Source organism: Sphingomonas sp. MMS24-J13 (genome assembly GCF_044905095.1).
In the GTDB taxonomy this organism is placed as follows: Bacteria; Pseudomonadota; Alphaproteobacteria; order Sphingomonadales; family Sphingomonadaceae; genus Sphingomonas_I.
This window is the reverse complement of sequence record NZ_CP173258.1, coordinates 4,545,249-4,559,113: the sequence shown is the minus strand read 5'-3', so window position 1 is coordinate 4,559,113 and position 13,865 is coordinate 4,545,249. Positions and strand designations below refer to the sequence as shown.

At 64.4% G+C, this 13,865-nt stretch carries 13 protein-coding genes; 7 read left to right on the top strand and 6 right to left on the bottom strand.

The annotated features are described in order from the left end of the window. Positions 1–292: 292 nt before the first annotated feature. Positions 293–1,084, bottom strand: a complete 792-nt coding sequence (locus tag AB4Z44_RS21345) for a TorF family putative porin (protein ID WP_404711659.1) — start codon at positions 1,082–1,084, stop codon at positions 293–295. A 216-nt stretch (positions 1,085–1,300) separates the two neighbouring features. Continuing rightward, positions 1,301–2,482 carry a cystathionine beta-lyase gene (gene metC / locus AB4Z44_RS21340; RefSeq protein WP_404711658.1) on the bottom strand — a complete coding sequence of 394 codons (1,182 nt, stop codon included), beginning with the start codon at positions 2,480–2,482 and terminating at the stop codon, positions 1,301–1,303. Between the two features lie 281 nt (positions 2,483–2,763). Between metC and AB4Z44_RS21335 the strand changes: the two genes are divergently transcribed. Next, positions 2,764–3,519, top strand: a complete 756-nt coding sequence (locus tag AB4Z44_RS21335) for a sulfotransferase (RefSeq protein WP_404711657.1) — start codon at positions 2,764–2,766, stop codon at positions 3,517–3,519. Here the strand turns inward: AB4Z44_RS21335 and AB4Z44_RS21330 are convergent. After that, positions 3,498–5,060 carry a cryptochrome/photolyase family protein gene (locus AB4Z44_RS21330; protein ID WP_404711656.1) on the bottom strand — a complete coding sequence of 521 codons (1,563 nt, stop codon included), beginning with the start codon at positions 5,058–5,060 and terminating at the stop codon, positions 3,498–3,500. The two genes, AB4Z44_RS21335 and AB4Z44_RS21330, sit on opposite strands and share 22 nt — an antisense overlap. Before the next feature lie 78 nt (positions 5,061–5,138). Here AB4Z44_RS21330 and queF point away from each other — a divergent pair, with 78 nt between their 5' ends. Both queF and AB4Z44_RS21320 read left to right on the top strand, forming a co-directional pair. After that, positions 5,139–5,585, top strand: coding sequence for a preQ(1) synthase (gene queF, locus AB4Z44_RS21325; protein WP_404711655.1), 447 nt, complete (start codon positions 5,139–5,141; stop codon positions 5,583–5,585). A 20-nt stretch (positions 5,586–5,605) separates the two neighbouring features. Next, complete coding sequence (locus AB4Z44_RS21320) at positions 5,606–5,953, top strand: hypothetical protein (RefSeq protein WP_404711654.1); 348 nt, start codon at positions 5,606–5,608, stop codon at positions 5,951–5,953. Between the two features lie 12 nt (positions 5,954–5,965). Here AB4Z44_RS21320 and AB4Z44_RS21315 read toward each other — a convergent pair whose 3' ends face one another. Further along, the gene (locus tag AB4Z44_RS21315) at positions 5,966–6,916 is read right to left on the bottom strand and encodes an isopenicillin N synthase family dioxygenase (RefSeq protein WP_404711653.1); all 951 of its coding nucleotides are present in this window, start codon (positions 6,914–6,916) and stop codon (positions 5,966–5,968) included. Positions 6,917–6,959: 43 nt separating this feature from the next. Between AB4Z44_RS21315 and AB4Z44_RS21310 the strand changes: the two genes are divergently transcribed. Then, positions 6,960–7,709, top strand: a complete 750-nt coding sequence (locus AB4Z44_RS21310; protein ID WP_404711652.1) for a metallophosphoesterase — start codon at positions 6,960–6,962, stop codon at positions 7,707–7,709. Between the two features lie 43 nt (positions 7,710–7,752). Here the strand turns inward: AB4Z44_RS21310 and AB4Z44_RS21305 are convergent, their stop codons facing one another. Further along, complete coding sequence (locus AB4Z44_RS21305) at positions 7,753–9,390, bottom strand: helicase HerA-like domain-containing protein (protein ID WP_404711651.1); 1,638 nt, start codon at positions 9,388–9,390, stop codon at positions 7,753–7,755. A 15-nt stretch (positions 9,391–9,405) separates the two neighbouring features. After that, positions 9,406–10,626 (bottom strand): PQQ-dependent sugar dehydrogenase, encoded by a 1,221-nt coding sequence (locus tag AB4Z44_RS21300; protein ID WP_404711650.1) that lies wholly within the window; start codon positions 10,624–10,626, stop codon positions 9,406–9,408. A gap of 317 nt (positions 10,627–10,943) precedes the next feature. Between AB4Z44_RS21300 and rimP the strand changes: the two genes are divergently transcribed. The 3 genes from rimP (at position 10,944) to AB4Z44_RS21285 (ending at position 13,846) form a co-directional block, all read left to right on the top strand. Continuing rightward, complete coding sequence (gene rimP / locus AB4Z44_RS21295) at positions 10,944–11,468, top strand: ribosome maturation protein RimP (protein ID WP_404711649.1); 525 nt, start codon at positions 10,944–10,946, stop codon at positions 11,466–11,468. A gap of 8 nt (positions 11,469–11,476) precedes the next feature. Further along, positions 11,477–13,099, top strand: coding sequence for a transcription termination factor NusA (gene nusA, locus AB4Z44_RS21290; protein WP_404711648.1), 1,623 nt, complete (start codon positions 11,477–11,479; stop codon positions 13,097–13,099). 78 nt (positions 13,100–13,177) lie between these two features. Beyond that, a complete protein-coding gene (locus tag AB4Z44_RS21285) occupies positions 13,178–13,846 on the top strand; it encodes an RNA-binding protein (RefSeq protein ID WP_404711647.1) in 669 nt (222 codons plus the stop codon). Positions 13,847–13,865 lie beyond the last annotated feature (19 nt).

The following is a 13,865-nucleotide window of genomic DNA, read 5'->3' as shown; positions in this document are numbered from 1 at the left end:
AACGTGGACTGTTGCCGAAATGTCTCGCCTACAACGACAAACCGTTACGAATGCGCAACCTCTCGACACGACGGCTAAACCCCAAAACAGCGGAACGGTTTCGTCGCTCCAAAAATTTTCTCGCACTGTGCTAAATTGGCGGTTGTGCGGGGCAACAAAATCCGGGCGCCGGCGGCGTTAAGGGCGCTATCGTTGCGCCAGTGCTCGGATGCCGGAACGTGACAAGTTCACGTTTTGTTCAACGATAATACCAACCCCTCCGTCCCGCTTGAGAACGGAGGGGTTGCCTTGCTTAGAAAGCGACGCCGACCGAGCCGACGACGCCTGCCTTGCCGATGTTGCGGAAAGTCGGATCGCCGCTGGTGATCTCGCCCTTCTTGAAGTCGGTATCGACATAGGCAACGCTGAAGGTCAGCGCTTTCCAGGTGTAGGCGGCCGTCAGGCTCCAGTCGGTATAGTCCTTGAGGCCGTTGGTCAGATACGAACGGCCCCAGCTCTCGCCGAGGTGACCGGTGACGGTCACGCCGGTGCCCGGGATCGCACCCGAGAGTTCGGCATAAGTGTAGAGGTTGTCTTCGCGGGCCTTCCCGGCGCACCGGACATCATAGTCGCACCGCAGCGCATGCTGCTTGGGCGCGTAGTTCATGCCGATCTTGGCACCGATCGGGCCAAACGTGTGCGACGCGTTCAGGTAGGGCTCGACGAAGTCGGTCGTGCTGCCCTTGGCGTTGCCCGGGTAGAAATAATAGAGGACACCGCCATCGATCGTCGTTCCGTTGATCGTCTTCTTATAGCCGGCATAGAGATCGATCTCCTGATCGCTGCCCGCCGAGATATAATCGTCGATCGAGGAACCCCAGGTGCCGATGTAGAAGCCCGAAGAATGGCTGACGCCCAACGTGCCCTGCATGGCGAAGTGGGTATTGGTCTGCGAAACGCCACGGAAGCGATAGTCGCTGACGAGCGTGGCGCCGCCGGTAACGGTGAAGTCGCTGGCCGGAGCAGCCGGAGCATCCTCCGCCAGAGCCGGAGCGGCGGCAGCGAAGGCAGCCAGGAGCGAAAGCCCGACGAGGGTGGTGCGCATATAGAATCCTTCTCGCGATTGCGGTCACGTTCCACTGCGCACCGTTTGCGCCCTCACCTCTGCGTCCGAAGACCGGGGGGGCTGCATTACGGTAAAACCGCTCTGCGCGAAGAGACCCCGCCAGACAAATCCAAACTGCAGTGCAGCATAAGTTCAGCCACGCACTGTTGCGGTCCAGCAACAGACCAGCAACGTACCGGATCTGGTTCCGCAAGCTTATTGCGCAGTGCCCTCAAAAGCTTGCGCCAGATCCGCGATGAGGTCGGCAGGATCCTCCAGGCCGATCTGAAGGCGGATCATCGGCCCCGGCGAGACCCAGCGTGTTGCGGTGCGGATGCGTTCGGGATCGATCGGCAGCGCCAGACTTTCGAAGCCGCCCCAGGAAAATCCGATGCCGAAATGATCGAGGGAATCGATCAGCCGCACGCGTGCCGCATCGTCCCCATGGATAGCGAAGGCGAACAGGCCCGCGGCCCCCGTGAAATCGCGCTTGAAATAGGCATGCCCCGGTGTTCCCGGCAGTGCGGGGTGCAACACCTTTGCTACCAGTGGCTGGGCTTCCAGCCAGCGGGCGATCTCCAGCGCCGCCGTTTCGTGCGCCTTCAACCGGACGCCCATGGTGCGCAGGCCGCGTGAGGCGAGAAATGCATCGTCGGCGCTCACGCAATGACCGAGCCCCTGCCCCATCTTGCGGATCTTCTCGAACACCCCGGGAACAGCGGTCGCCGACCCGAGCATCACGTCTGAATGGCCCGCAATATATTTGGTGCAGGCGAGAATCGAGACGTCGACCCCATGCGCGATCGCAGGGAACAGCAAGGGCGTGGCCCAGGTGTTATCGATCAGGCTCACCACCCCGCGCGCCCTCGCCGCCCGCGCGATCGCGGGGACATCCTGCACTTCGAACGTGAGGCTGCCGGGACTTTCCATGAAGATCGCCCTGGTCCGTTCGTCGAACAGCGCGTCGATCGCGTCGCCGGTGACCAGCGGATCATAATAACGGGTCGTGACCCCGATCTTCCGGAGCAGCCCGTTGCAGAAAGCGCGGGTCGGCTCGTAGGCGCTGTCGACCATCAGCAATTCGTCGCCGGGCTCGAGCACCGCCAGCAACGCGGTCGTTATCGCGGCAACACCCGAGGGATGCAGGGTCGTGCCCGCCGCCCCGGGCTCGAGCGCGGTCAGAGCATCCGCCAGCGCCCATTGGGTCGGGGTCCCGCGCCGGCCGTAATAAAGGCCGTCATCAGGGTGCTTCACCCCGTCCCGCAGTGCCGCGACATCGTCGAACAATATGGTCGATGCACGCCACACCGGCGGGTTGACGATCCCCCGCGTCCAATCCTTGCGTCTGCCCGCCTCCACCAACCGCGTGGCGGGGCCTTTCATGTCCTTGTCGCTCATCAGGCCGCTCTATCAGCGGTCTTTGACGGGCCATAGAGGGATGCAGCAAGCAGGCGACGCCTACGCATCGATCAGCCTCCGGAATTGGGCGCCGGCAACTGCGGTGACCGCGGCATCATGCCGTCAGGTTCGTTAACCGGGGAGCCAGCATGAAAGTCACACATCAGGCCCGCCAGGAATCGATCCAGGCCGTCGCCAGTCATGCCGTTGGTGACGATCGCGACTCGGCCCGTCGTCGCGACATCCGGGGGAACGCGCAGCTATGACCAGAGATCGCAATCGTGCCTGATCGCCTGCGTATCGCCGCGCAATCGGCCTTGCTGCGGCTGTTCGGGGTACGTCTGTCGACCGACATCCATGAGCGCGCCGCCGACTGGGGCCTGCGCCTGCCGCCAGGAGCCAAGCGGCGCGAACGCCTGTCGCGGATCGCGAAACGCGGGATATTGTTCGTACATGTCCCGAAGAACGGCGGAACCTCGATCGGCCAGGCCTTGTACGGGATGCCGGTCGGGCATGCTTCGGCGCGCTTTTATCTGACTGCGGCGGGGAAGATCATGCGTACGTGCCCCGCCTTTGCGGTCCTGCGCGAGCCCGAAGCGCGGTTTCTGTCGGCTTACCGCCATGCGCGGCTCGGCGTGGCCGCGGATACGGTGATCCACGACGCCTTTCGGGAAACCTATCGGGCGTTTCGGTCGATCGACGACGCACTTGACCACATCGAAGCCGCGCGATCACCCTACGCGCTCGACAATATCTTCCGCACCCAACGTTGGTTTCTGACCGATCATGCCGGTGCGCTGGCGGTCCACAATCTCGTGTCGTTCGATCAGCTGCCGCGCCTGCGCGACTTGATGCCTTCGCTCGGCATCGATGTGCCCCATCTGAATCGGAGCGAGCCGTTCGCGCTTGCCCTCACCGCCCAGCAGCGACTGCGCCTCCGCAATCTCTATGCAGATGACTATCGGCTGTTCGACGCGATGAAGGATGCTCCACCCATCCAGCAATCCCAACCGATTCAGAGAAGTTTGCGGCTCTGATCGGTCCGTGGCCGTGCGTGATCGAGCCCGGCCAGCACCTCCGCCGCCCGCGCCCGGATCGCTGCCTGCTCCCGGGCGCCGAAGCGATCCCAATTGCGATAAGGCATGGCCAGCCGTTCATTGTCGCCCAGCGCCGAGCGGTTGCGCGCCAGGAAATCCCAGTAGAGCGAATTGAACGGGCAGGCATCGTCGCCGGTACGCTTGCGCACGTCGTAGTCGCAATGGCGGCAGTAATCCGACATCTTGTTGATATAGGCGCCGCTCGCCGCATAAGGCTTGGAGCCGAGCAGCCCGCCGTCGGCGAACTGACTCATGCCGAGCGTGTTGGGCAGCTCGACCCATTCATAGGCATCGGCATAGACCTCCAGATACCAGCGATGGACCTCGGCCGGATCGGCACCGATCAGAAGCGCGAAATTGCCCGTCACCATCAGCCGCTGGATATGGTGCGCGTAGGCAAGGTCCAAGGTCTGTCCGATCGTCTCGCTCAGGCAGCGCGACCGGGTCTTGCCGGTCCAGTAGAAATCGGGCAATTTGCGGGTCGCCCCGAGCGCGTTGCGGCGGCCATAATCCGCGCCGGCCCACCAATAGATACAGCGGACATATTCGCGCCAGCCGATGATCTGGCGGATGAAGCCTTCGGCAGCGTTGATCGGTACCTCGCCCGCCCGATAACGCGCCTCGACCGCGCGGCACAGAGCGAGCGGATCGAGCAGCCCGGAATTGATATACGGTGACAGCAGCGAGTGCCAAAGCACCGGCTCGCCCACCAGCATCGCATCCTGCGTATCGCCAAAGTGCGGTAACGCATGATCGAGGAACCATGCCTGCAGCGTTTCGGCCTGCGCCGCGGTCACCGCGAAACCGAAAGCGTCCAGGCTGCCGAAATGATCGGCGAAGCGCGTCTCGACCAGCGCCAGCACATCGCATGTGATCGCATCGGGCTCGAACTCGGGCGGACGCGGATAGGAAGCGTCAGGCGGGGCCCGCTTGCGATTCTCCGCATCGAAATTCCAGCGTCCGCCAACGGGGTCATTGCCGTCGATGAGCAGGCCGGTGTGCCGCCGCATGGCGCGGTAGAAATATTCCATCCGCGGCACGTCCTGTTGCGCCATCCAATGCGCGAATGCCTTGCGGCCAATCTGGAAACGGGTGTCGCGGCGAATTTCGACCTTGAGCCCGGTCAATTTCTCCCAGCTTTCGAGCATCGCCTGCACCCGCCACTCGCCCGCTTCGGTGACGACGATCCGCTCGGGGCGGTGTCGATCGATCGCCCGCTGCAATTCCTCGGTAAAGCTTCCGCGATTGGCGGGATCGTCGAGCCGGACATAATCGACCGTCCAGCCCAGCGCCCGCAGCGCTTCGGCATGATGCCGCATCGCTGAAAGGATGTAGGCGATCTTGCGCCGATGGTGGCGGACGTAGCGGGTCTCGGCATCGACCTCCATCATTAGGATCGTCGTCGCAGCGCGGTCGGCGTCGCGCAGCGACGATATGGCGAACGATAATTGATCGCCCAGGATCGGCACGAGAGTCGACACCTGCGGAACCTGATCCGCTTTTGTTCTTACGTCCAGCCATGCGTTGAGGATCGCGGGCACAAGTCCTACATGCCGCGCATGAGTATCACCCATCTCGGCCAGACCTCGGCGCTCCCGGCGCGTCCGGAAGAGGCCATCCTCGATTATGTGCCCAATCCGCGCCCCGGCCGGCCTTATCTGGTCCGCTTCACCGCACCCGAATTCACCTCGCTCTGCCCGGTTACCGGCCAGCCCGATTTCGCGCATCTCGTGATCGATTATGCGCCGGGCGAAACGATCGTCGAATCCAAGTCGCTCAAACTGTTCCTGGGCAGCTTCCGCAACCACGCCGCCTTCCACGAGGACTGCACCGTCGGCATCGCCGAGCGGCTGTTTGCGGAGATGGATCCGCTCTGGCTGCGGATCGGCGGCTATTGGTATCCGCGCGGCGGCATTCCGATCGACGTCTTCTGGCAATCGGGTCCGCCGCCCGTCGGCTTGTGGCTGCCCGATCAGGGCGTTCCTTCCTATCGCGGCCGGGGCTGATCGGCGCTATGGTAGACGCCATGACTCGCTCGATCGTCGCATTCGCCGCCGCCGTCCTGCTGACGGGCTCGGCCGTCGCCCAGGTCCGTTCGGACACCGCCAAGACCTATAGCGACGCACTCACCAAGCTTACCGATATCCAGCGGCGCGCGGCCTTGCGGCGCGCGGTGCTCGATTCAGGCGAGAAGTGCGTGCGGGTCGAGAAGGCTGTCTATCAGGGGCCCTACAAGAATCTCGAAATGTGGGTCGCGCGTTGCACCGGCAATCTGGACTACGGGGCCTTTATCGGCCCCGACGGGACAGTTCAGGTGAGCGATTGCGCTTACCTCATCAAGGTCAAATGGCCGGCCTGCCGCAAGATTGGGTAACGGCCTTGCGGATCAGATCAATTTGATCTCGCGCAGGCGCTGGTAAAGATAATCATGCGCCGTGATCGGTTCGGGATAGAGGTTGGGCCGATCGGGGCCGATACATTGCGGCAGCGTCCGGATCACATAATCCGGCCGGAAGTGCAGGAAGAAAGGCATCGAGTAACGCGCGATCGAGGCGCGTTCGGGCGCCGGATTGATCACGCGATGCGTGGTCGAGCGTAGCACATTGTTCGTCAGCCGTTGGAGCATGTCGCCGACATTGACCGCCAGTTCGCCCTCGCGCGGCTGGACCGGCAGCCAATTGCCGTCGCGATCGAGCAATTGCAGCCCGGCTTCCTCGGCGCCGAGCAACAGGGTGATCGTGTTGATATCCTCATGCGCCCCCGCGCGGATGTTGGGGCCGCCGCCTTCGGTGGGCGGATAATGGAGCAAGCGGAGCACGCTGTTGCCATTCTCGACCGTGGCGTCGAAGAATTCGGGGTCGAGCTTCAGGTAGCGCGCTATCCCCCGCAGCAGCCGAAGCCCGGCCGTCTCCAGCGCCTCGTACAAGGCCAGTTCGGCCTGGCGGAATTCCTCCACCTCGCTCGGCCACACATTGTCGGGCATCACCTCGCGCAGCGGATCGCCGGCAGGTAGCTCACGTCCGATGTGCCAGAACTCCTTGAGATCGAAGGCCTTGGCGCCTTTGGCGGTTTCGATGCCGAACGGGATATAGCCGCGTTGCCCGCCCGAGCCGGCGAGATGATAGGCCTTCTTCACATTGTCCGGCAGCGCGAAGAATTCCTTCGCCTTGGCCTCGGCGCGCGCAATCACCTCACTCGGGACGCCATGATCGGACACGATCGCGAAGCCGAAACGCTGGAAGGACCCACCGAAAGCCTGGGCGAAACCCTCGGGGTCATCCAGCTCCTGCGCGAGGCTGACGGTGGGCACGGCGGGTTTTTCGATGATGCTGGACATGGGGGTGTTTTAGGCACTTGGAGCGACAGATGGAAGGATGCCCATGATCGACGCCACCAAACTGTCGCCCCAACCCGACGCCGATATCGTCTATGCAATCGGCGACATTCACGGCCGTCTCGATCTGCTGGAGCGGATGGAGGAGGCGATTGCTGCGGATATTGCGGCAAGGCAGCCGACACATCCTCTGCTCTGTTACCTCGGCGACTATATCGATCGCGGCCCGCATTCGGCGCAGGTGATCGAGCGGCTGTGCGGGGTGTTTGCGGATGGCATCACCCGGGTCTTCCTGTGCGGCAACCACGAGGATCGGATGATGGCGTTTCTCGATGCTCCGACGGAAAACGGCCCGGCCTGGATGAAGTTCGGCGGGCGCGAGGCGATGGAAAGCTATGGGCTGGACGTGCCGGAGACGATCGAGGGTGACGGCTGGCTGGATCTGCGCGATGCGCTACGCAAGATCTTACCGCCCGCACATCTTCGCTTCCTGGAAGGGCTGCAACTCGGCCTGAACTGGAGGCACTATCTGTTCGTCCATGCCGGCATCGATCCGCACAAGCCGCTGACCGAACAATCACCGCGCGACCTGATGTGGATCCGCGAGCCTTTCCTCAGCGCCGAGCAGGATTGGGGCCATAGGATCGTTCACGGCCACTTCATCGTAGAAGAGCCGGTATTCCGCTTCAATCGCATCGGCATCGATACCGGCGCCTATCGATCGGGGAGGCTGACCTGCCTTGCGATAGATGACTCGGGAACGCACCTCATCCAGGTGACGGGATCGCCCGCCTGAAGTTAGGCGCAGCGCGCCGGATGACCGAGGGTTGCGCGTCCGATCAGCGCCCCCTGAACAGGCCGCCGAGCAGGCCGCGCAAGATCTGGCCGCCCACCTGGCCCCCGATCTGTCGCCCGATCGAGGTGGCGGCCGACCGCGCCGCCGATCGGAGCATCTGATCGGTAAGCGTCGGTCGCGCCGCCTCACGCATCGCCGCCTCGCGGGCGCGTGCCTCGGCCCGCGCCTGCATCTCGGCGGCGCGCGCCGCCTCACGATCAGCGCGGGCTTGGGCTTGGGCGTCGAGGCGGGCCTGCGCGGCGTTCATCCGTGCCTGTTCGGCCTGCGCGCGGGCGGTGCCCGCTTCGTCCGCTGCCCGTTGCGCCGCAGCCTTAGTGCCGCCCGCTTTGGCAGCGAGCATCTCGGCAGCCGATTCGCGGTTGACCGGCGTCTCATATTTGCCTGCAACCGGCGAGGTGGAGACGAAGATCGCACGCTCCTCCTGGGTCAGTGGCCCGACGCGCGAGAATGGCGGCCGGATCAAGGTGCGGGTGACAGGGCTCGGTGCGCCATCGGGCTGAAGCAGGGACACCAGGGCTTCCCCGACCTTCAATTCGGTGATCGCATCGGCGACGTCGAGCCCCGGGCTGGCGCGGAAGGTCTCGGCCGCGGCGCGCACCGCCTTCTGCTCGCGCGGGGTGAAGGCGTTGAGCTTGTGCTGGACGCGGTTGCCGAGCTGGCCGGCGACATCGTCGGGGATGTCGATCGGGTTCTGGCTGATGAAATAGACGCCGACGCCCTTGGAGCGGATCAGCCGCACGACCTGCTCGACCTTGTCGACCAAAGCCGGTGCGGCGTCGTCGAACAGCAGATGCGCTTCGTCGAAGAAGAAGACGAGGCTGGGTTTGTCGGCATCGCCGATCTCGGGCAGCGTCTCGAACAGTTCGGACAGCAGCCAGAGCAGGAAGGTGGCGTAGAGCTTGGGCGCCGCCATCAGGCGATCGGCCGCCAGCACGCTGACCGTGCCGCGCCCGGCCTCGTCGACCAGCATCATATCGGCGATGTCGAGCGCCGGTTCGCCGAAGAAACCGTCGCCTCCCTGGCTTTCGAGCTGGAGCAACTGGCGCTGGATCGTGCCGACGCTGGCGCGGGTGACATTGCCGTAGCGCGCCGACAGATCGGCGGCATTCTCTGCCGTCCACGCCAGCATCGCTTGCAGATCCGCCAGATCGAGCAGCAACAGGCCCTGCTCGTCCGCAACCTTGAATACGAGGTTGAGCACGCCTTCCTGCGTGTCGTTGAGTCCCATAAGCCGCGCCAGCAACAAGGGTCCCATCTCGGATATGGTCGTGCGCACCGGATGTCCGGCTTGGCCGAACAGATCCCAGAAGATCACCGGATTGTCGCCATAGCACCAGTCCGCCATCCCGATCTCGGCCGCGCGCGCGGCGAACGCTTCGTGGGTGCGCGCGGTCGGCGATCCGGCGATGGCGAGGCCCGCCAGATCGCCCTTCACGTCGGCCACGAACACGGGCACGCCGGCACGGCTGAAACCTTCGACCATGCCCTGCAGGGTGACCGTCTTACCGGTGCCGGTTGCACCCGCGATCAGCCCGTGGCGGTTGGCGCGTTTGAGCTCGAGACATATCGCGGCGTGGGCGCCGACCGATGCGGAGCCCACGAAGATCGTTCCGTCTTCCATCTTTGTTCGCTTCGCTTACGGCTTCGGCGTCAACCGGACGAGATGGCCTTCCTTGGCATCCTCCAGCACGTAGAGCGCGCCATCCGGCCCTTCCGCGGTGAAGCGGATGCGCGCGCCCATCGCCCAGCGCTCGGCCTCGCGCGCCTTGGTACCGTCGAACGCCACCCGCACGAGCGACTGCGAGCCAAGGCCACCGATGAAGGCCGATCCGTTCCATTGCGGGAACAGCTTGCCCTTGTAGAAGGTAAGACCCGCCGGCGCGATCACCGGCACCCAGTATAGGGCGGGCTTCTGCAGATCGGGCCGCGTATCGGGATTGGGGATCGGCACGCCATCATAGTTCATGCCGTAGGAGACGAGCGGCCAGCCGTAATTCTTGCCGCGCTCGATCAGGTTGAGCTCGTCGCCGCCGCGCGGGCCATGTTCGACCTCCCACAAGCGCCCGGCGCTGTCGAACGCGAGACCGTAAGGGGTACGAAAACCGGTCGCCCAGGTTTCGGAGGGCGCCAGGTTGGGCCCGGGCAGCTTGACCTGGGTCGGCGTGACCGTCTTGGCGGCTTCGGTATCCTTGGGCGGGGCGAACAGCGGCAACGTGTCGGCGCCGGTCTTGCCTGCCATCGGATTGCCCGCCGCCGGTTTGCCGTCGAGCGTCAGGTGCAGGATCTTGCCGAGTTCGGTGTTCGGATCCTGCGCCGGGGTGAAGCGCTGGCGCTCACCGACCGTCAGGAAAAGCGACTTCTTGTCGGGCGCGAACGCGATATAGCCGCCGAACTGGCCGCCCTGCCCTTTGGGGAATTCGCGCCACAGCACCTTGAGGCCATCAAGGCTGGCGGTCCCGGTGCCGATCGTCAGCTTGGCGCGCGCCAGCGCGAGGCTGGAGCCGCCCTCGCCGGGCTCGGAATAGGTGATATAGACCTGATGATCGCGCGCATAATTGGGCGAGGTCGTCACGAACAGCAGTCCGCCCTGCCCCTTATATTCGACTGCGGGCACGTTCGCGACCGGCACCTTTGTGCCCTTGCCATCGACCAGCCAGATCCGGCCGGGCTTCTCGTTCACCAGCATCCAGCCATCGGCGAGGAAGGTCATCGACCAGGGGAATTCGAAGGTCGCCACGGGCGTCGCAACAAAGGGCTTGTCGGGATTGGGCTTGTTCCCGCCGAAATTCTCCTGCGCGTGAAGCGGGACTGTGACGAAGGTGGTGGCGAGCAGGGCGGTCAGGATCGTGAGGCGCATCGGCAATCCCTTATTTTGAAAGAATTGCTGCCTCATACACTGCACCGTTCACATTGCATCAGGATGATTGCGGTCTATCTTTTCGGTCGCCGGGGTCGCCTCGCCGGGACGCAGCCGCACCGGCAATCTGGTGCTGATCTCGAACGATACCGCGCTCGATCAGTTGGGCATTCGACCCGTCTGGCAGCAAAGGCGGGCTTGCCCCCGTCTTTGAGTCATCCTATATCGCCCTTGTCCCTCGACATTGGTAACACTGACGAGGCCGGCACCCGCAGGGTTCCGGCACGGGACGGTGCGTACCCAATATCCGGAGCTCCATGACCGACATTGCAGCAATCGCCAAACTGATCGAACCGGAAGCCAAGGCTCTGGGCTTCGATCTCGTGCGCGTGGCGATGTTCGGCGGCCGATCGGATCCGACGCTGCAGATCATGGCCGAGCGCCCGGACACGCGGCAGCTCGATCTTTCCGACTGCGAAACGCTGTCACGCCGAGTCTCCGAAATACTCGACGAAGCCGATCCGATCGAGGAGGCCTATCGACTGGAGGTGTCCTCCCCCGGCATCGATCGCCCGCTGACCCGTCCGCAGGATTATAAGGATTGGGCCGGCTTCGATGCGCGCATCAGGCTCGCCGAACCACTCAATGGCCGCAAGCAGTTCGATTGTCGCCTGAACGGACTCGAAGACGGGATCGTGACGGTGTATGATGACCGCGTCGGCGAAATCGCAATTCCGTTCGGCCAGATCGCCAGCGCCAAGCTGCTGCTGACCGACGCATTGATCAAGGCAACCGCGCCACTCTCGATCGAGGGTGCGGACAAGATTTCACAGGAAGGATAGTACGAGTCATGGCAACGTCCGCCATTTCCGCCAACAAGGCCGAACTGCTTGCGATCGCCGACGCGGTTGCGCGCGAGAAGCTGATCGACCGCGGTATCGTCATCGAGGCGATGGAAGACGCGATCCAGCGCGCCGCCAAGGCCCGTTATGGTGCCGAGAACGACATCCGCGCCAAGATCGACACGTCGGCCGGCGACGTCCGCCTGTGGCGCGTCGTCGAGGTGGTCGAGGACGTCGAGAATTACTTCACCCAGGTTTCGGTGCCCGAGGCGCAGAAGCTGCAGAAGGGTGCCGTGATCGGCGACTATATCGTCGATCCTTTGCCCAACATCGAGTTCGGCCGCATCGCCGCGCAGGCCGCCAAGCAGGTGATCTTCCAGAAGGTCCGCGATGCCGAGCGCGAGCGCCAGCATGAGGAATTCAAGGATCGCGCGGGCGAGATCATCGTCGGCACGGTCAAGTCGGTCGAGTTCGGCCATGTCGTCGTCAATCTCGGCCGCGCCGAGGGCGTGATCCGCCGCGACCAGCAGATCCCGCGCGAAGTGCTCCGCAAGGACGATCGTGTGCGTGCGCTCATCATGAAGGTGGTGCGCGAGAATCGCGGCCCGCAGATCTTCCTGTCGCGCGCCCATCCCGATTTCATGAAGAAATTGTTCGCGCAGGAAGTGCCCGAAATCTACGACGGCATCATCGAGATCAAGGCCGCCGCGCGCGATCCGGGCAGCCGCGCCAAGATCGGCGTGATCAGCCGCGACAGCTCGATCGACCCTGTCGGCGCCTGCGTCGGTATGAAGGGCAGCCGCGTCCAGGCGGTCGTGCAGGAATTGCAGGGCGAGAAGATCGACATCATCCCCTGGTCGCCCGACAACGCGACCTTCGTCGTCAACGCGCTCCAGCCGGCCCAGGTCAGCCGCGTGATGATCGACGAGGAAGAAGACCGGATCGAGGTGGTCGTTCCTGACGATCAGTTGAGCCTCGCGATCGGCCGTCGCGGCCAGAACGTGCGTCTCGCCTCGCAGCTGACCGGCAAGGCGATCGATATCCTGACCGAGGCCGACGCGAGCGAGAAGCGCCAACGCGAATTCGTCCAGAACAGCGAGATGTTCCAGAACGAGCTCGACGTCGACGAGACGCTCGCCCAGTTGCTGGTCGCCGAGGGCTTCACCAGCCTCGAGGAAGTCGCTTACGTCGAGACCGAGGAATTGGGATCGATCGAGGGTCTCGACGAGAATATCGCGGGCGAGCTCCAGAGCCGCGCCGCCGAGGCGATCGAACGCCGCGAAGCCGCCGCACGCGAGCTGCGCCGTGGCCTCGGCGTCGAGGATGCCGTCGGCGAGCTGCCCTTCATCACCGAAGCCATGATGGTCACGCTCGGCAAGGCCGGCGTCCGCACGCTCGACGATGTGGCCGATCTCGCCACCTACGAACTGGTCGAGAAGAAGCGCGCCGAACCGCGCCGCCGCAAGGAAGGCGCACCCGCACCCAAGGAAGACAAGGGCGGCGTACTCGCCGAATATGGCCTGAGCGACGAGCAGGGCCAGGAAATCATCATGGCCGCGCGCCATGCCGCCGGCTGGTTCGCCGACGAGGAAACGACGCAGGAGGACGCTTCTGCGGATGTCGGACAATGATCGCCCTGACGGCATAGACGACGGCCATACTCCCCTCCCCCTGCGGGAGGGGTCACGGACGCGAGCGACTTCGCGTCCGTGGACGAAGCCTCGATCGACGGCGAGTCGCACGTTCCTTCCGCCAGCGGAAAGGGCGGGAGCGAGCGCACCTGCATTCTGTCCGGCCGCAAGGCGCCGCCCGACAGCCTGATCCGGCTCGCGCTCGGTCCCGATGGCACGGTCGCGCCCGACGTGCGCGCCAAGGCCCCCGGCCGTGGCGCGTGGATCGGCGTCGATCGCGCGACCCTGGAAGAAGCCATCACCAAGGGGCGCCTGACCAAGGCGCTCGCCCGCGCATTCAAAGGCGCGGTCAACGTTCCGACAGACCTGGCCGATCAGATCGAGCGGGCGCTGGAACGCGCCGCGCTCGATCGGCTCGGGCTGGAAGCGCGCGCCGGCCAACTCGTCACCGGTTCCGAGCGGATCGTCGATGCGGCGCGCAAGGGCACGGTCGAACTGCTGCTCCACGCCCGCGATGCTGCGGCCGATGGCACCCGCAAGCTCGATCAGGCGCTGCGAGTCGGTCTCGGCATGGAGGGCGCCGACCTGCAGGGCCTCGCAATTCCCGCGACACGCGCCATATTGTCGATGGCGTTAGGGCGCGAGAATGTGGTACATCTAGCGCTTGTCGCGCCTGCAGCTGCAGCGCGCGTGTCTGAAGCACTCGGCCGGTGGCGCGGCTATATTGGCCTTGATGACAAGCCGTAAGCCTTGCGAGGCGTTCGCA